Raw genomic sequence first — 17,628 nt, forward strand, 5'->3', positions numbered from 1 at the left:
ACCACCGCGACTATCCATCACTTCAGCCACGCGAACGCATCGAACTCCCGGGCGAAGATCGCACGGGCGACACGCTCATAGACCCTGCGCCCGGAATCGCCGTTCGTGAGAACCACGACCGCCATGTTCGATGCCAGATCGACGACAAACAAATTGGCGACGCCGTCGTTCGCGCCCCAGTGCCAGGCGAAACGTCGGTCCGTACCGCGCTCCAGCCCCCACCCGAGACCCCAGTCGAGCGTCCCCTTGACGCGTGTCGTCGGTGTCGAAAGCATCGTGTAGCGCTGCGCATACGCGAGACACCGGGCAAAATCGGCCGCCGTCGTCCACAGCCCGGCCGCCATGTTGGGGATCGTGAACATCGGCATCGCCGGCGTCCCGCGCGACACGGCCGCGCTCTCCCGCTCGGCCTGCGTCCAGCGGTCGACGGGTGTCGATGGCCCGGCGTCGCGACGCGCTGCGAATTCTGCAGGCCCCTTGTCCGCGAGCAGCGCACCGGCGCCATCATGCGCCCACGCGACCAGCGGCTCGCTGCCGTGCGCCCAGCCATAGCTGCTCCGGCGCATCCCCGCCGGCCGCAGGACGCGCGCCGCGACAACCCGCGCGGCAGTTTCCCCGGTCACCGCTTCGATCAGTCGACCGAGCAGCACGAAGCCTTCGCCCGAGTAACGGAATTTCGTGCCGGGGGTGAACGCGCTCGTCAGCGCTTCGCCCGCCGCGTCCCGCCAGTTGGGCAGGCCGCTGGAATGCGAGAGCAGGTGCCGCGGCGTGATGGTGCGCGTTCGGGGATCGTCGGTGAACGCGACATGGTCGGCCACCGGCCTGTCGAGATCGATCAGACCACCGCGCACCATGTCATGAACGGCGACCGCCAGGACGACCTTGGAGAGCGACGCCGCTTCGAACAGCGTGTCGGGCGTCGCCAGCACGTCATTCGCCCTGGCATAGCCGACCGCGCCGCTCGCGATGGTGCCCGACGCCTGCAGAACCGCCCAGCTTGCACCGGGCACCGACGCCAGCTCCAGCCACGCCGGCATCGCGTCGAGCGTTGCCGGCAACTGCGCCGACCGTGCGCGCGTCGCGGTCACCGCGACCGCTCCGAAGCATGGAACCGCCAGCACGGTACGCCTCGACACCGAAACCATGCGCATCCCCCCCGCAAACGAAGCCGGACCATACAGCGTCACGCCGCGGCGTCACTGGCCCAAATCTGGTTATTTGAATGGCTTGCCGACCTGCGCGGCTCCCGACGGTCATGCATTCCTGCACGGACGGTAGCGCAGACCAGCGTCGCGCCTCCTTGGGTCTCTCCCCGTGTCCCGGCAGGACGCTCTTATTCCCGTCTCATGCCGACGTAATGTTTGAGAAGATTAGTCTTCCTCCGGCGTCGCCCCCTGCGGGCAAGTTGACAAGATGAATGCCGTCCGATCCTAGCTACCCGGGAGATTATCCGGGGGACCAGCCATGAAGACCGTTTTCGCGACGTTTACCGCCATGCTGATGCCGTTCGCGCCCCCCGCGATCGCACAGACCAATGCCCCAGCGGCGACGCAGTATGAGATCAGCTTCCCCAATGCGGTCCATCACGAGGCGCAGGTCACCGCGACCTGGCGCGATCTCGGCCCTGCCCCGTTGCGCGTCCAGATGTCGCGGTCGTCGCCCGGCCGCTACGCGATTCACGAATTCGCCAAGAACGTCTATGCGCTCTCCGCCAGGGATGGCCGCGGTCGCGCGCTCGCGGTGACGCGGACCGACCCTTATGGCTGGACGGTCGCCGGGCACGACGGCACGGTGACGGTCACCTACACGCTGTTCGGCGATCACGGCGACGGGACCTATGCGCAGATCGATGCAACGCACGCGCATCTCAACATGCCGGCGACCTTCCTGTGGGCGGCCGGACAGGAAAAGCGCCCGATCCGCGTGCGGTTCGTGCCCTTCGACACCAAGTGGAAGGTCGCGACGCAGCTCCAGCCGACCGGCGACCGCTACACCTTCGCCGCGCCCGACTTCCAGTATTTCATGGACAGCCCGACCGAGCTCTCCGATTTCGACCTGCGCGAATGGCAGGTCGGCGAAGGGGCGACACGCGCCACGATCCGCCTCGCGGTCCATCACGACGGGACGCCCGCCGATCTCGATCGCTTCGCCGCCAGCGCTAGGAAGGTCGTCGCGCAGCAGATCGCGCTGTGGGGCGAACACCCCGCCTACGACTTCGGCACCTACACCTTCATCGCCGATTACATGCCGCAGATCAGCGGCGACGGGATGGAACATCGCAACTCGACGATCATCTCGCAGCCGCGCTCGTTCAAGGCGGCAAAGTTTTCGCAGATCGACACGCTCAGCCACGAATTCTTCCACAGCTGGAATGTCGAGCGGATCCGCCCCGCCGAGCTCGAGCCGTTCGACTTCACCCGCGCCAACCCGACCCCGTCGCTGTGGCTCGCCGAAGGGTTCACGCAATATTACGGGCCGCTGATGATCCGCCGCGCGGGCGAATCCGCGATCGACGCGTATCTCCGCGGGGTCGGCTCGACCGTCAACGCGCTCACCACCGGCACCGCCCGCAGCTATGGCGGCCCGCAGGAGATGAGCCTGCGCGCGCCGTTCGTCGACGCGGCAAAGGCGATCGACGCGACCAACCCCAACATCTTCGTGTCCTATTACACCTATGGCGCCGGCCTCGCGCTCGCGCTCGACCTGACGTTGCGCCAGCGTTACCCCGACATCACGCTCGACACCTTCATGCGGCATTTGTGGCAGACCTTCGGCAAGCCCGAGCGCCCCTATACGCGTGCCGACCTGTCGCGCGCGCTGGGCGCGGTGACGAAGGACCCCGCCTTCGCCGACGCCTTTTTCAGGACCTCGATCGATGCCAGCGCGCTCCCCGACTATGCCCCTTTGCTCGACCAGGCGGGTCTGAAGCTGCGTCCCGCCAGCCCGGCCGCCGCGTGGTTCGGCAACGTCCGCCTCAAGGCGACCGGCAGCGAGGTCCGCATCGATGGCGCGCCTGCACCCGGTACGCCACTCTATCGCGCCGGCCTCGACAATGGCGACCAGATCGTCAGCCTGGGCGGGACGTCGATCACCAGCGATGCGGAGACGGCCGCGGCGCTGTCGCGCTACAAACCCGGCCAGACCGCCGACATCGTCTACCGCCAGCGCGGCGTCGAACGCCGCGCCACGCTGACCTTCGTCGCCGACCCCACCGTCGAGGTCGTCCGCTACGAAACCGCGGGCATCACGCCGACCGCCCGACAGATCGCGTTTCGCACCGCGTGGCTCGGGCAGGATATCGCGGCCGACTAGCCGGGAACAGCGATACCCGACCGAGCGGATAGGCGTTGAAATCCGGCGGCCGTCGTGTATCCCTGTGCCACCACAAAAAGGGTTGATCATGAAGAAAGTTTTCGCTGTCGCCGTCGCTACCGGCCTGCTCTCGCTCGCAGCCTGCAACTCCAGCCCGCGCGAGCAGGCGGCTGATCAGATCGAGTCGAACACCGAAGCCGTCGCCGACAACCTCGAAGACGCGGCCGACGATACGAGCAACGCCGCAGCGGAAGCCACACTTGAGAACAAGGCCGACGCCGTGCGCGCAACCGGCCAGAATCAGGCAGACGACATGCGCACCAACGACCCGGACACCAATCTTTCGAATGGCATCTAAAAGACTGACCGCGTAAAACCGCAGCTAGGTTGCTCCCAAGCAGCTTGTAAGAACAGGGCATCCGGGGCGACCCGGATGCCCTTTTTGCGTCTTAGGCGTAAGCGCCAGGGCCGCTGGTGGAGGGATTCGGCACCGTCATCCGGTCATTCATCGTTGCGACGACCGCGCTCGGCGACCGACCCGCCGTCATGACCGTCGTGCTCGGGAAGGAACGCGGACACGCTGCGTACTGAAAGAGACGCGCGAGGCGAACTGCGAGGCCCGCGCAATGTCAGACGTTGGCCGATACTGCCCGGCAGCCCGGGTCTCCAAAGACCCGCCTCCAGACACGCGTGCGCCCATTTTCGCCTTCCTGCTCTGGACACGCGTTCGTCGCAAGAAAGCGGTTAGGCCCGCATGCAGGAACGGCGGCGCAAGGCATCAGCCGTGAGCAGGGCAATATCGCGCGAGGAATTCGCCGTGGCGCGGCAGCGTCCGCACCGTGCGCGCTATCCCCCTGGACAGATCCGCGAAGGAGTTTTGCAGCTCCTGTCCCTTGATGATGCTTGCGATGCGGTGATGCGCGCGTGGCACGACGCCTTGCCCGAGCATGACGGAAACCCAGGAATCGATCCTGAACAGGTCGTCCTGTCCCTGCCAGGCACCCGCGGTCGTGGTGAAGAGCGAGATCCGCTCGGCGAGGCTGTCGGGAACGGTCATCCGCGCGCAGTCGCGCCAGAACGGCGAATCGCGACGTTCGGTAACGTGGTAATGCAGGATGATGAAGTCGCGGACATGCTCCCACTCGTGTCGCGACTGCGCGTTGAACCGCGCGGCGAGCGCAGCGTGATCATCACCCCGAAACGGGAACAGCTGGATCAGACGGATCACCGCATTCATGATCAGGTGGATGCTGGTCGACTCGAGCGGCTCGATGAATCCCGCCGCGAGACCCAGTGCGATACAGTTCCGGTTCCAGGCCTGTCGGCGCATCCCCGAGCGGAAACGCAGCGGGCGCGGCTCGAACAGCGGCCGGCCATCGAGCGCGCCGATCAGCGTCGCGTGGGCCTCGTCATCGCTCATGTGCCGGCTGGAATAGACGAGACCGTTGCCCGTCCGCGTCTGGAGCGGGATCTGCCAGCGCCAGCCCGCAGTGTGCGCGATCGCGCGCGTGTACGGCACGGGCGACGCGACCGTCTCCGTCTGCACCGCAAGCGCCCGGTCGGTGGCTAACCATTCCGACCAATCCTCATAGCCGGTCCCGAGCGTGCCCTCGGTCAGAAGCGCGCGAAAGCCGGTGCAGTCGATGAACAGGTCGCCCGCGATCTGCTCGCCCGATGCCAGGACGAGCGCTGCAATATCGCCCCCCTCGCCGTCACGTTCGACCCGGTCGATGCGTCCCTCGACGCGCCGCACGCCCCAGGGCTCCGCCAATGTCCGGAGGAACCGCGCATACGCGGTCGCGTCGAGGTGGTAGGCGTATGCCAGCGAATGCTGCTCGTCGTGACCGAATAGCCCCGCGCCCGCGGCCTGCTGTTCGAGCGAATAATCCCCGTAGGCGCCACCGAACCCGCGGGCACGCGCCTCGAGCCAGAAATGCTGAAAGTCGGCGATCGCCACCGACCTGCCGACGCTGCCGAACGGATGGAAATAGCGGTCGCCGAGCCGACGCCAGTTCTCGAACGCGATGCCCAGCTTGAAGGTCGCCTGCGTGGCCCGCATGAAGGCGGCTTCGTCGATGCCGAGAAACGCATGGAAACTGCGCGCGGTTGGAATGGTCGATTCGCCGACGCCGACGGTGCCGATCTCGTCCGATTCGACGAGCGTCACATCGACGAGCGATCCGAGCTGGCGCACGATCGCCGCGGCCGCGATCCATCCGGCGGTGCCACCGCCCGCGACCACGACGCGGGTCCGCGGGCGTTCAGACGTCTCGGTCATCGGTTCAGCCTGTGCAGCAGATAGGCGCGCAACTGACGGGCGCCGGGCTCGTCCAGCGGTGCGAGCGGTCCGCGTGCGGGGGGCGGCAGATGCGCCGCGACCGCCTCCGCATCGCCGAACACATAATGGTCGAACATCGCGCGCCACGCACGCTTTTCCTGGGCGGGCCGGTCGCGCAGGCTGAGCAGCGCGTGCAGCAGCGTATCCATCGGCGTGTCCATGAAGGCCGGCGCCGCGTTCCACCAATAGTTCACGAGCACGTTGAAGTCGTCGAGCGCCTCGACATGGTGCCACCACAGGGCCGGGTAGACGAGCACGTCGCCGGCTTCGAGTTCGGCCACCGATCCGGCGGCAAGCGCGGCAGCGAAACGGGGATAGGCATCGAGATCGGGCGCAGCGAAATCGACCATGCTCACCACCTGCCCGCCCGGGGTCGGCGCGAGCGGGCCGGGATAGAGGTTGCCGACCTGGTCGGGTGGAAACAGCGTGAAGCGTCGCCGCCCGACGGCGCAGACCGCCGCGTTGTTCGACATGTCATGGTGCGCGGACGCGATCGTGCGGTTGCCGATCCAGATGCTGGCTAGCGGCGCGTGACGATCGAAGACGTCGCCGTGGGGCGCCAGATCGTTCTCGCGTCGGAAGCCGGGAAGATAGGTCTCGACGTCGGTCGAGCCGAGATAATAAGCGGGCGCCTCGGCGTCGCCGAGATGCCCGAGCACGCGATCGAGGAAAGCCCCCAGCGCGATCCGCTCGGCCACGAAGTTCATCGCGGTGGCGGTATCGTCATAATGGAAGCGCCCCCTGATCGCGGGATCGCCGACATAGCCGGTGACGGGACGGCCGGCATCGAACCCACGCAGATAGGCGGCAGCCTCGTGCGGCGACCTCCGTCCGGCCTGGACCAGCGGCCAGTCGGCGGCGAGCCCGCGGAGGATCACCGGCTCCTCGGTCGCGATCAACGCTTCCAGATCGAGGACCCCGGTGTGATCGATCTCGCGCACCTCGCGCGACACGCGCACGCGCTCAGCCACGGAACTCCTTCCGCAGCTTGCGATCGATCAGGTGGCGAAGGTTGCCGAGCGACGAGGCGATCCAGAACGCCGGACGCAGGAAATCATCCCGGTGGAGTGCTGCCAGAGCGTTGCCGTCGAGCGCAGCCAGCCGTCCCGCATCGACGGTGAAGCGATCGGGAATGTCATAACGACGCCCGTCGGCGAGATCGAGTTGCAGTGTGGCGGGTTCGAGCAGGCCCGCGTCGGCGAACGCGTCGAACATCGCCTTTTCGGTCTCCAGACCGACATAGATTCGTTGCAGCATCGTCGAGACGTGATCGAGCAGCGGCGCGTTGCCGCCAAGCTCGCGGAACACCGGCTCGCCATCGTCGACGATCCGCGGATGGTCCGGGTCGACGTGGATCATCGGTTCGCCATGGGCATCGACGCCGATCGAGAACGGGCCACGCGCCCGCGCCGCCGGCACGTACCGCGCGTCCCAGTTCTCGCCGTCGAGGAACAGGTTTTCGTCGGGATCGAGCCCCAGCAGGACGGTCGCGAAGAGGACGCCTTGCTCGTCGCGACGCAGCAGGATCGCATAGTCGCGCTGGAGTTCCTCGAACTCGCCCGGGAAGACGCGCGTCTGGTTGATCGCATCGCCATAGCGCGCGTGGTGACCGACCGCGACACGCAGGTCGCGGTGGTCGATATTGTTGAGAAGTACCGGAGAGGCCATGCGTTGATCCTAGACGAGGAAGGCCGCTTTCGTCAGCGGCCTTCTCGCCATTCGGTCAGAAGCGGTATCGCGCTCCGACCAGATACCGTGCGGATCCTTCCGAAAGGTACCAGAGGTTGCTCTTGTCGCGGCCGTAGGAGCGCACGCCCTCCTCGGTGAGGTTGATCGCTTCGAACCCGAGCGCGAACCGGGGCGTCAGGTCGAAGTTCACCGAAAGGTCGAGCTGACCATAGGGGGCCGTGAACACCGGATTGCGATCGCCGCCGCGGTTGATGCCGCTGAGGAACTTGTCGCGCCAGTTGTAGGACATGCGCGCCGAAATGCCGTTCTTGTCGTAGATCAGCGTGGCGTTGGCCGTATCCGACAGACCGACCAGTGCGAACGTGTTGACGCTCGGATCGGCGGCGATGTCGATGCCGATATTGCCGCGGACCAGCGTGTAGCTGGCCGCCACGCCGAAGCCCGTATCTCCGAGGAAATACTGCCCCGCCAGTTCCACGCCATAGATGTGCGCGTCCTGGTTGTTGATCGGCGTATTCACCGCGAAGTTGAACAGCGGATCCTGCGCATTGGCGGTGATGTCGTACTGGCCGAGGATCTGATCGACGAACCCCTGGTTCAACGCGCGGCTCTGCGTGTTGTAGTTGGCCGCGAACTGGGCGTTCGTCGTCGCGACGTTGCCCGCATTCTGCTGCAGCAGCGCCGTGTAGGTGAACAGGTTCACGTCGGTGATGTCCGCGTTGAACGTGCTCGCGAGCTGGTCGCGCGCGGTGCCCGAGCGCGTCCCCGCGGTGCCCGAAGTGGGATCGCGCAGACCGAACAGGTTGCGGTTGACCACCGTCTGACCGATGAAGTTATGGACCTTCTTGTTGAAGAAGCCCGCCGACAGGAAGACGTCCTTGCGCGGATACCATTCGAGCGAGACGTCGATATTGTCCGACGACAACGGATCGAGATCGGTATTGTGCGCGGTGCCGGTGGCGATGCCGCCGATCGCCGTCGGGCGCCCCGGACCGCCGACGTTGGTCGATGCGAACAGGTCGCCGTAGCCGGCGCGTGAGATCGTCTTGCTGTACGACCCGCGGGCAAAGAGGTTGTCGACGACCTCGAACTTGGCATCCACCGAGGGCAGCCAGTTGCTGTACCCGCCACGCGACGACAAAGTCTGCCGATCGGCGGTGTTCGCCACGAAGAAGTCGTTGTCGGCCGTCCATACGACCGCGGTCGGCACGGGCTGAAGCGACACCGCGCGCACCTTGGTGTTTTCGTAGCGGACGCCGGCAACCAGCTGCGCGTTGTGGTCGAACAGCTTGCCGTTCCACGATCCCTGGACATAGCCCGACCAGATATTCTCACGGACACGGTTGTCGTCGTTCGCGTCGATATTGTCGGCATGGTTCACGCCGTCGTTCGTCACGCCGAGATAATAGTCGTGGAGCGTGTTGTAGAGCTTCGTCGCATCCTGCGTACGGAACGCCACCAGCGTGTTGGCATCCGGATTCCCGTCGTTGTGCTCGAACTTGCACACGTTGCAGAACTGGAACACCTGACCGGGCGCGAGACGCGCGACGTCGGGCGGCAGCGAGTTGCCCCAGTCACCCAGGACCTGGCGCGTGTTGTACTGCGTCTGCCGCGTATTCGTGGTGCGATAGTCCGCACCCGCATCGACGCGGAGCTGGTCGTTCAGTGCCCATCCGGCGTCGGCGCGCAGTTCCTTGACCCGCTGCGTCTGGTTGGACGCGAACTGACGCTGCACCGCGCTCGACAGATCGCCGAGATCGATCACGCCGTTGCCATTGCCCTTGATGAAGGACTGGCCGGTCGGCGTCGTGCTGACCGAACCGTCGTTGATGCTGAGCGTCTGCTGGGGGAAGCCATTCTTGCCCAGCGTCAGCGAATGTGCGGCGACGACCGGCGCGTTGAAGGCGACCGTCGTCGACGTCTGGCCATTGGGATTGTCAGGCGCGCTGTCCGCCCGACCGATATGACCGTCGATCGCGATCGAGAAGCGGTCGGTCGGCTTCCATTCGATGTTGCCGCCGAAATCGTACAGCTTGTTCTTCTGCGCACGATACGCCTGCTCGAACGCCTCGTCCTTCACGCCGTTGATCGTTTCGGACAGGAAGCTCGTCGTCGCGATGCCGTTGCTGGCGTCGTCGAACGTGACCACGCCGAACGGGCGATTGAACCAGTTGGACTGCGTCGAGCGACGTTCGGACTGGCGCAGCTGCGCATAGAGGCCGTCTGCGGTGAAGGTCAGCGTATCGGTCGGGCGGAATTGCAGGACGCCCGACCCGTTGATGCGCTCGCGGCTCGCCTCGGAGAAGTGATAGCGCGAGTCGTTCGGCACGGACACCAGGACATTGCCGTTCGTCGGACGGTTGTTGATCACCGTCTGGCCGTTGACGAAGCCGTTCCCGGGATTGAGGAAGTCGGTCAGCGACCGGATGTTCCAGTTGTCGGGCGCGACGCTGGAGAAGCTGAAGTTGCGCTTCTGATAGCTGCCGAAGAGCGAAACGCCGAACCGCTGGTTGGGATCGCTCCAGCTGGCGGTACCCGACACCTCGGGCGTGACCCGCGCACCGCAGTCGAAACAGTCCGACGAGCTGTTGTCGTAGCTGCCCTTGACGCCGAGCGAGCCGAGCAGACCCGTGTCCTTCGAATCGAGCGGACGACGGCTGACGACGTTCACCGCCGCGCCGATGCCACCCGACGGGATCGCCGCGCGTCCGGTCTTGTAGACCTCGAGCGTCTTGACGCCTTCGGACGCGAGGTTGGAAAAGTCGAACGACCGGCCAAAGCCGCCGGCCCCGTCGCCGCCCTGGTCACCGCCCACGGCGACGATGTTCGACGTCGCGAGCTGACGCCCGTTGAGCGTGACGAGATTATACTGCGCACCGAAGCCGCGCACCGTGACGGTGGAGCCTTCGCCGTTGCGGCGATCGATCGACACGCCGGTGATGCGCTGCAGCGATTCGGCGAGATTGGTATTGGCGAACTTGCCGATGTCCTCCGCGCTGATCGCGTCGACGACACCGAAGGAGTCGCGCTTGATCGCGATCGACCGCTCGAGCGAGGCGCGGACGCCGGTCACGACGATATCGTCGCCGGGGGCCTGGTCGGGCTGCGCATTGGTCGCGGTCGCGCCCGTCTCGGGCTGCGTAGCACCGGGCGACGTATCGGCTTGCGGCGTACCCTGCTGGGCCTGTGCCGACGGTGCCGGCACCGGCGCCGTCTGCGCCTGTGCCAGAGTGGGCATCGTCAGCCCCGCCACCAACGCCAACACCGACGTCGAGCGTGCAAACGCCGTCGGAATAGAACCCCTCATACTCATCCTCCCTGACCGGCAAGTCCCTGCCGGCGTGTGACTTTTGGCGGTGTAATCCCGCGTTCCTCGACCGTGCTTTCGCCCGACATCGATGTCAATCAATGCGTGACATCAAGGCCTTTCGCGCGCGGATTTGCCTCAAGGTGTGTCAAATGCAGCACGCGCCGATGCAAGCCGACGGTCCGTCAGGTTGACCCTGCCCGCAGCGACCGTCGTCTCTGCGTCGGTTGCGAGCGTCAGCGCATAGGCGCCGCCCCTCAGGCGCCAGCCGGCGGCGTCCCACCGCGCCAGCGCGCGTGGATCGGCGGTGATCGTCACGCTTCTGGTCTCGCCGGCTGCCAGCGTCTGGCGGGACCAGCCGACCAGCCGCGGCGCGCCGCCGTCCGGCAGCGTTGCGTAGAGCTGCGGTACCGCGACGCCCGTCCGCGCGGTCCGATTGGTAACGACGAACGTCACGCTGGCATTGGCCCCGCCCGAGAACCGTGGGTTGCCGATCCGGGTGCTGGCATAGCTCAGCCCGAAGCCGAACGGGAACAGCGGCGAGTCCTTGCGCGTGGCGTACCATCGATACCCGACGTTCGCCCCCTCCTGATAGGTGACCGGATAGGCCGGCAGCAGGCCGGCGTCGCCGGCACCGGCATTGGCCGAGGCATCGTTGCTCGTCGCGCCGGTCGGCGATGTGACCGGCCGGGGGCGAGGAAGCTGCTCGATGGTCCGCGGGAAGCTGATCGGCAGACGACCCGATGCATCGACCTCGCCGAACAGGACGCGCGCGATCGCCTCGCCGCCACGCTGGCCCGGATACCAGGCTTCGACGATCGCCGGCACGCGCGTCGCCCACGGCATCAGGACCGGTCCACCGGTCTCCAGCACGACGATGGTGCGTCGGTTGGCGGCGGCGACCGCGTCGATCACCGCATCCTGGTTATCGGGAAGCGAAAGCGATGGCGCATCCTGCGCCTCGGTCTGCCAGTGCGTTGCAAAGACGATTGCGAGGTCGGCGGCGCGCGCCGCCTTGGCGGCGGCGGCGGGGTCGGTGCCGTCGACGAACGTCACCGTCGCGTTGGGGGCCAGCGCCCTGATGGCCCGAAGCGGCGATGACGAATGATAGGTAATTCGCGCGAACGACGCGGCCGCGCCGCTCTTGAGCGGGATCTCGATCGGCACGCCGCCGACCGAGCGGACCTGCGACGAGCCGCCCCCCGACAGCACGCCGACATCGGCATGCCCGCCAATGACCACGATCGATCGCGCCGTCCTGGCGAGCGGCAACAGGCCGTTCTCATTCCTCAGCAGGACGATCCCGGCCTCGGCGGCACGCTGTGCGACCTCGGCGTTCGTGGCATAGTCGATCGGCTGGGCGGACAGGGGCGTGGGATGGTCGTAAAGCCCGCTCGCGATGACGCCGGTCAGGATGCGGCGGACCATGTCGTCGAGCCGTGCCGTCGAGACCCGCCCGGCAGCGACGGCGTCGGCAAGCGGCGTGCCGAAATAGACCTTGGCATCGAGTTCCTGACCCGATTCCTGATCGAGCCCTGCGTTGGCGGCCTTCTCGGTGGAATGGACGGCACCCCAGTCGGACATGACGAACCCCGGATATTTCCAGTCGCCGCGCAGGACGTCGGTCAGCAGACGCTTGTTCTCGCACGCATAGTCACCGTCGATGCGATTGTATGCGCACATGACCGAAGCCGGCTTCCCGTCCGCGATCGCGATCTCGAACGCCAGCAGGTCGCTTTCCCGCAGCGCGGTCGGATCGATCCGCGCGTCGAGCACGGCGCGCCCGGTCTCCTGGCTGTTCAGGACGAAATGCTTGATCGTCGAGACGATATGGTTCGACTGGACGCCCCGGATCGACGCCGCGCCCATCACGCCCGTCAGCAGCGGATCTTCGCCGAGATATTCGAAGTTCCGCCCGTTCCAGGCATCGCGCGTCAGGTTCACGCCGCCGGCCAGCAACACGTTGAAGGTCTTCGCGCGCGCTTCGCTGCCGATCATCGCGCCCCCGGCATAGGCGATGGCGGGATCGAAACTGGCGGCGGTGGCAAGGCTCGCGGGCAGCGCGGTGGCCACGTCGCCCTTGCGCTGCTCGACCTGGTTGGCGACGCCCAGCGACGCATCGCTCTCGCGCAACGTCGGTACGCCCAGACGTGGGACACCGGGTACGTAACCCGCGGACGGGATCATGTCGGCGGTTGCCAGCTTCGCCATCGGCGGGAATATGCCGTGAACATAACGCAGCTTTTCGGCGCTGGTCATCGCCTTCACCAGAGCGTCCGCGCGGTCCGCAGCGGTCCTGGTGGTGTCGCGCCAGATCTCGGCCGTGCGGGCAGCCGGTACGCCGGCGGTCCTTGACGCCGACGCCTGTGCGGACCCCGCCACCGGCAGCGGCACCGGCAGCGTCTGTGCCGAAAGCGCGATCGGCGCGACGCTCATCAGCGCGCAGGCGATCCGCGGAAATCGGGTGCTCATCTTAAATATCCTCCCATGCCGCGTCTTCCCGAGCGGCTTGGCGGCGTGATCGCCAAGTCCGACATCGATGTCAATGCGAAGCGCGCGGCCATGGTCGCACGTTGCGCAGCAGCGCCGCCTTGCTAGGATGAGGCGTGACCACCATCAGCATGCCCCTTGCGCCCACGACCAGCGAACAGCGCGCGACGCTGCTGTTCCGGCTCTGTATCGGCGTCTATTTCCTCGGCGGCTTTCTCAACTCGCTCGTCGGGCTGCTCGTCCCCCGGTTGCGGATGATCGAAGGGCTGAACCACACGCGCTCGCTGCTGGTGCAGTCGGCGTTCCATTCGAGCTATCTCCTCTTCGCCGTACCGATCACCGCGCTGGTCGTGAAGTTCGGCTACATGCGCAGCATCGCAGCGGGACTGGTCGTCATTGCGCTCGGGTGCGGCCTGCTGGCCGTATCGCTCGGGTCGCTCGGCTACACGATGGTTCTGCTCGCGCTCCTCGCGCTCGCGGGCGGCGTTACCTTTCTGCAGATCGCCGCCAACATCGTCGTGCCCGTGGTCGAACCGGTACGCCGCGCGGTCTCGCGACTGACGTTGCTGCAAGGCTTCAACTCGCTTGGTACCGTGCTTGCGTCGCTGGCGGGATCGACGCTGCTGCTCGGGACGGGTCGGCAGCGGCCCGGCGCGCTGGCCGAGCACATACGCGTCGTTCTGCCGTTCCTTGCGGTCGCGCTGGTCGCGCTGGCGTTGGCCGCCGCCTTTATCGGCCGACGCGATCTGCTGCGCGCATCCTCGAGCCCGCGTCGCGTGCCGCTCTCGGGGATCGTCGGCGTGCTGTCGAACCGGCGATTGCTGGCGGGTGGCGGTGCGATGTTCGCCTATGTCGGTGCCGAGGTCACGATCGGCACGCTGCTCGTCGAATATCTGGCGATGCCCGGCATCCTGAACGTGTCGCCGGTAGCGGCGGGGCAACTCGTCGGTCTGTACTGGACAGGGGCGCTCGTCGGCCGATTGGTGGGCGCCCGTTATCTCACCCGCTACGGCGCGCCGACGATGCTGCTCGGCTGCGCGGTCGCCGCCGTCGCGCTCGTGGCGATCGCGATCGGCCTGCACGGGCCGGTGGCCGCCGCGGCGCTGCTCGCAGTCGGGCTGTGCAACGCGATCATGTATCCGACGATCTTCGCGCTCTCGCTGCCCGATGATCATTCCACCGCGACCTATGCGTCGATGCTGTTGTGCATGGTGGTCGTCGGTGGCGCGATCATCCCGTTGCTGACCGGCGTTGTCGCGGACGCGGTCGGCCTGACGCTGTCCTTCCTGCTCCCGGGCGCATGCTACATCGTCATCGCGGCGTTCGCGTGGTGGCGGCAGCGAACATGGGCTTTGTGATAGGATGATGCCGCCGGTCACCATCAAGGATGTCGCGCGCGCTGCAGGCGTGTCGCCCAAGACCGTTTCGCGCGTGATGAACGCGGAGGCGCATGTCCGCCCGGCGGTACGCGATCATGTCCTGCGCGTCGTCGCGGAACTCGACTATCGCCCGAACGCCTACGCGCGCAGCCTGTCGAGCTCGCGATCCTACCTCATCGGATTGTTCTTCGACGATCCGGCATCGGGATACGCCGCCGACGTCCAGATCGGCGCGATGGCCCGCTGTCGCCATCATGGCTATCATCTCATCGTCGAACGGATCGACCGCGGCGGCTCGGGCGCGCTCGACGAGGTATCGCGCATGGTGCAGGCCCTGCAACTCGCCGGGGTCATTCTCACCCCGCCAATCTGCGACTGGGCGGAGCTCACCGATCTGCTCGATCAGCGCGGGATCCCGGTGGTGAAGCTGAATGCATCACGAACCGACACGTCTGCTGCGGTAATCCACATCGACGATTATCAGGCCGCGCGCGACATGACCGATCATCTCATCGCGCTCGGGCACCGCGACATTGCGTTTGTTCAGGGCATAGCGTCACACGATGCGGCCGGCAAAAGGCTCGCGGGCTTCAGCGACGCGATGCATTGCGCGGGGATCCGCGTCAGGGATGGCTGGGTTCAGAGCGGTGACTTCAGCTTCCGGTCGGGCATGGCGGCCGGCGACGCGATCCTGTCGACCGACGACCGTCCCAGCGCCGTGTTTGCCGCCAATGACGAGATGGCGCTGGGTGTTCTGGTCAGCGCCGCGCGGAGGAATATTGCAGTCCCCGGGGCGCTGTCCGTCGTCGGCTTCGACGATGCACCGATTTCGCGGATGGCATGGCCTCAGCTGACGACCATCCACCAGCCCAATGCGGTTCTCGCAAGCGCGGCGATCGATATCCTGACCGACCCCTCGTACCGACAGGCCGACGACCGCGCCGCGCGATCGGTTCAGGTGCCCTATACCTTTATCGCCCGTTCAAGCTCGGGACCGGCCTGACGCGCGGAGACCTTTGGCCAGCGCACCCAGTATTGCGATGGCCTCAGCCTGCAACTGAACGTGCCGATCATCAGCGGTAATTCACGCACGCGATGCCTCGCCTGCGCGTGGGCACCCTGAAGCGGAGTCCGGCAACACAGGTCAGCAGCGGGTGGTGGCGGAGCGGGAGGGATTCGAACCCTCGATACGCTTTTGACGTATACTCACTTTCCAGGCGAGCGCCTTCGACCACTCGGCCACCGCTCCGCATTGCTCTGGAACGCGCCTGCTAGAGCGGGTTTGGCCGCGGTGCAAGCGATTGCGTGATGCGGCGCACTCGGGCAGTCTCACAGCGATGATCACCGCCCTCCCCGCCGCCCTTCTCGCCGCCGCCCTAGCCCAGGCCGCCCCAACGCCGCCGCCTGCCCCGCCGCTGCCGTCCGATCCGGTCGCGGCGGACTGGGTCGCGGTGCCTGATGACGAGATCCTCGTCTTCACGCTGGCGAACGGGCACGGCTTCACGCTCCGGCTCGCCCCCGCCTATGCGCCCGCGCATGTCGCCAACATCCGCGCGCTCGCCCGCGCGCGCTGGTGGGACACCGCGACCAGCGTCTACCGCGTGCAGGACAATTACGTCGCGCAATGGGGCGACGCGACCGAGAAGAAGCCGCTCGTCCCCGGCGTCGCGGACGGGATCGCCGCCGAATATGACATGGCCGGGCCGACCGCGGTCGCACGGCTCTCGAAGCGCGATCCCTATGCGCAATGGGCGGGGTACAGCGCGGATGGCTGGCCGCTCGCCGGGTCGGGCGCGCGGCAATGGCTGCCGCATTGCTACGGGATGGTCGGCGTCGCGCGCGATCTGGCGCCGAGCGTCGGCAGCGGCGCCGAGCTCTACACCGTCATCGGCCATGCGCCGCGCGCGCTCGACCGCAACATCGCGGTCGTCGGACGCGTCGTCGACGGGATCGAGTGGCTGTCGTCGCTGCCGCGCGGGACGGGCGAGCTCGGCTTCTACGCCACCCCCGCCGAGCGCAGCCCGATCGTCTCGGCGCGGCTCGCGAGCGACCTTCCCGCCGCCACCCGCCCGCATTTCCAGTACCGCGCGACGCGCAACCCGCGCTTCACCGCGTGGATCGCGGGGCGCGAGAACCGGACGCCGCCCTTCTTCACGGTGCCGGCGGGCGGTGCGGACATCTGCAACGCGCTCCCGCCGGTCCGTCGCACGCCGGGCTAGGCGTTACCCTGCAACGTGCGGATGATCGCGGAGAAGTCGAGCCCGCCCTGCCCGGCCGCGGCGAACGCCTCGTAGCGCTCGGCGGCCTTCGCGCCCATCGGCGTGTCGGCGCCGACGTCCTGCGCCGCCGCCATCGCGAGCCGCAGGTCCTTGAGCATCAAGGCGGCGGCGAACCCGCCCTGATAGTCATGGTCGGCGGGGGTGTCGGGGCCGATCCCCGGCAGCGGGGCATAGCTCGTCATCGACCAGCTCTGCCCCGACGAGACGCTCGCAATGTCGTAAAAGGCCTGTGCGTCGAGCCCGAGCTTGTCCGCGAGCACGAACGCCTCGCACGTCGCGATCATCGTCGCGCCGAGGATCATGTTGTTGCAGATCTTCGCCGCCTGTCCCGCGCCGTTGACGCCGGCATGGATCACCGCCTTGCCCATCGCCGCGAGGATCGGCTGCGCGCGCTCGAACGCCGCCGCCGAGCCGCCGACCATGAAGGTGAGCGTGCCCGCATTCGCCGCGCCGATCCCGCCCGAGACGGGCGCGTCGACCGCCGCGAGCCCCTTGGCCTGCGCGGCGTCGGCGACCTGTTTCGCGGTCGCGACGTCGATCGTCGAACAGTCGATCAGGATCGCGGTCGGCGCGGCGACACCGAACAGCGCGTCATACACCTCGGCGACGTGCTTGCCCGCGGGGAGCATCGTCACGATCGCCTCGGCGCCGTCCGCGGCCTCGGCGGCGGAGTCGACCGGCAGGCAGCCCGCCGCCTTCGCCTTGGCCAGCGCGTCGGCGCTCAGGTCGAACGCGCGGACGTCATGGCCGTTCTTCGCGAGGTTGGCGGCCATCCCGCCGCCCATGTTGCCGAGCCCGATGAATCCGATGCGTGCCATGTTCTCTCTCCTAAAT

The 17,628-nt window shown here is 67.1% G+C and carries 12 protein-coding genes and 1 tRNA gene; 5 read left to right on the forward strand and 8 right to left on the reverse strand.

All coding sequences use genetic code 11. The features are described 5' to 3' along the window. Positions 1 to 17 precede the first annotated feature (17 nt). Positions 18 to 1,145 (reverse strand): serine hydrolase domain-containing protein, encoded by a 1,128-nt coding sequence (locus tag ASE72_RS19545; RefSeq protein WP_235532222.1) that lies wholly within the window; start codon positions 1,143 to 1,145, stop codon positions 18 to 20. Positions 1,146 to 1,464: 319 nt separating this feature from the next. Here ASE72_RS19545 and ASE72_RS04080 point away from each other — a divergent pair, with 319 nt between their 5' ends. Next, the gene (locus ASE72_RS04080; RefSeq protein ID WP_056016948.1) at positions 1,465 to 3,312 is read left to right on the forward strand and encodes a M61 family metallopeptidase; all 1,848 of its coding nucleotides are present in this window, start codon (positions 1,465 to 1,467) and stop codon (positions 3,310 to 3,312) included. Between the two features lie 88 nt (positions 3,313 to 3,400). Then, positions 3,401 to 3,670 (forward strand): hypothetical protein, encoded by a 270-nt coding sequence (locus ASE72_RS04085; RefSeq protein ID WP_056016951.1) that lies wholly within the window; start codon positions 3,401 to 3,403, stop codon positions 3,668 to 3,670. Between the two features lie 420 nt (positions 3,671 to 4,090). Here ASE72_RS04085 and ASE72_RS04090 read toward each other — a convergent pair whose 3' ends face one another. From ASE72_RS04090 to ASE72_RS04110, 5 genes are all read right to left on the reverse strand, one after another. Next, positions 4,091 to 5,590 (reverse strand): tryptophan halogenase family protein, encoded by a 1,500-nt coding sequence (locus ASE72_RS04090; protein ID WP_056016954.1) that lies wholly within the window; start codon positions 5,588 to 5,590, stop codon positions 4,091 to 4,093. Further along, on the reverse strand, positions 5,587 to 6,609 hold the full coding sequence (locus ASE72_RS04095) for a cupin-like domain-containing protein (RefSeq protein WP_443024734.1): 1,023 nt from the start codon (positions 6,607 to 6,609) through the stop codon (positions 5,587 to 5,589). Before ASE72_RS04095 ends, ASE72_RS04090 begins: the two co-directional genes overlap by 4 nt. A gap of 4 nt (positions 6,610 to 6,613) precedes the next feature. Beyond that, entirely contained in the window at positions 6,614 to 7,318 is a 705-nt protein-coding gene (locus ASE72_RS04100) for a SapC family protein (RefSeq protein WP_056016960.1), read from the reverse strand. Positions 7,319 to 7,373: 55 nt separating this feature from the next. After that, positions 7,374 to 10,646, reverse strand: a complete 3,273-nt coding sequence (locus ASE72_RS04105) for a TonB-dependent receptor (protein WP_056016963.1) — start codon at positions 10,644 to 10,646, stop codon at positions 7,374 to 7,376. 138 nt (positions 10,647 to 10,784) lie between these two features. Continuing rightward, complete coding sequence (locus tag ASE72_RS04110) at positions 10,785 to 13,118, reverse strand: beta-glucosidase family protein (RefSeq protein ID WP_056016966.1); 2,334 nt, start codon at positions 13,116 to 13,118, stop codon at positions 10,785 to 10,787. A gap of 134 nt (positions 13,119 to 13,252) precedes the next feature. Between ASE72_RS04110 and ASE72_RS04115 the strand changes: the two genes are divergently transcribed. After that, the gene (locus ASE72_RS04115; protein ID WP_235532223.1) at positions 13,253 to 14,494 is read left to right on the forward strand and encodes an MFS transporter; all 1,242 of its coding nucleotides are present in this window, start codon (positions 13,253 to 13,255) and stop codon (positions 14,492 to 14,494) included. Positions 14,495 to 14,501: 7 nt separating this feature from the next. After that, on the forward strand, positions 14,502 to 15,518 hold the full coding sequence (locus ASE72_RS04120; protein WP_056018923.1) for a LacI family DNA-binding transcriptional regulator: 1,017 nt from the start codon (positions 14,502 to 14,504) through the stop codon (positions 15,516 to 15,518). A 155-nt stretch (positions 15,519 to 15,673) separates the two neighbouring features. Here the strand turns inward: ASE72_RS04120 and ASE72_RS04125 are convergent. Then, positions 15,674 to 15,764, reverse strand: a tRNA-Ser gene (locus ASE72_RS04125). An 88-nt stretch (positions 15,765 to 15,852) separates the two neighbouring features. Here ASE72_RS04125 and ASE72_RS04130 point away from each other — a divergent pair. Beyond that, on the forward strand, positions 15,853 to 16,734 hold the full coding sequence (locus tag ASE72_RS04130; RefSeq protein ID WP_056016972.1) for a peptidylprolyl isomerase: 882 nt from the start codon (positions 15,853 to 15,855) through the stop codon (positions 16,732 to 16,734). Here ASE72_RS04130 and mmsB read toward each other — a convergent pair. Continuing rightward, positions 16,731 to 17,612 carry a 3-hydroxyisobutyrate dehydrogenase gene (mmsB, locus tag ASE72_RS04135; RefSeq protein ID WP_056016975.1) on the reverse strand — a complete coding sequence of 294 codons (882 nt, stop codon included), beginning with the start codon at positions 17,610 to 17,612 and terminating at the stop codon, positions 16,731 to 16,733. The two genes, ASE72_RS04130 and mmsB, sit on opposite strands and share 4 nt — an antisense overlap. Between the last annotated feature and the right edge of the window lie 16 nt (positions 17,613 to 17,628).

Source organism: Sphingomonas sp. Leaf20, from assembly GCF_001421535.1.
GTDB lineage: Bacteria > Pseudomonadota > Alphaproteobacteria > Sphingomonadales > Sphingomonadaceae > Sphingomonas.

Excerpts from the sequence above, each read along its gene's own strand:
- ASE72_RS19545 (WP_235532222.1), bottom strand. The coding sequence starts at position 1,145 with ATGGTTTCGGTGTCGAGGCGTACCGTGCTGGCGGTTCCATGCTTCGGA.
- ASE72_RS04080 (WP_056016948.1), top strand. The coding sequence starts at position 1,465 with ATGAAGACCGTTTTCGCGACGTTTACCGCCATGCTGATGCCGTTCGCG.
- ASE72_RS04085 (WP_056016951.1), top strand. The coding sequence starts at position 3,401 with ATGAAGAAAGTTTTCGCTGTCGCCGTCGCTACCGGCCTGCTCTCGCTC.
- ASE72_RS04090 (WP_056016954.1), bottom strand. The coding sequence starts at position 5,590 with ATGACCGAGACGTCTGAACGCCCGCGGACCCGCGTCGTGGTCGCGGGC.
- ASE72_RS04100 (WP_056016960.1), bottom strand. The coding sequence starts at position 7,318 with ATGGCCTCTCCGGTACTTCTCAACAATATCGACCACCGCGACCTGCGT.
- ASE72_RS04105 (WP_056016963.1), bottom strand. The coding sequence starts at position 10,646 with ATGAGGGGTTCTATTCCGACGGCGTTTGCACGCTCGACGTCGGTGTTG.
- ASE72_RS04110 (WP_056016966.1), bottom strand. The coding sequence starts at position 13,118 with ATGAGCACCCGATTTCCGCGGATCGCCTGCGCGCTGATGAGCGTCGCG.
- ASE72_RS04120 (WP_056018923.1), top strand. The coding sequence starts at position 14,502 with ATGCCGCCGGTCACCATCAAGGATGTCGCGCGCGCTGCAGGCGTGTCG.
- ASE72_RS04130 (WP_056016972.1), top strand. The coding sequence starts at position 15,853 with ATGATCACCGCCCTCCCCGCCGCCCTTCTCGCCGCCGCCCTAGCCCAG.
- mmsB (WP_056016975.1), bottom strand. The coding sequence starts at position 17,612 with ATGGCACGCATCGGATTCATCGGGCTCGGCAACATGGGCGGCGGGATG.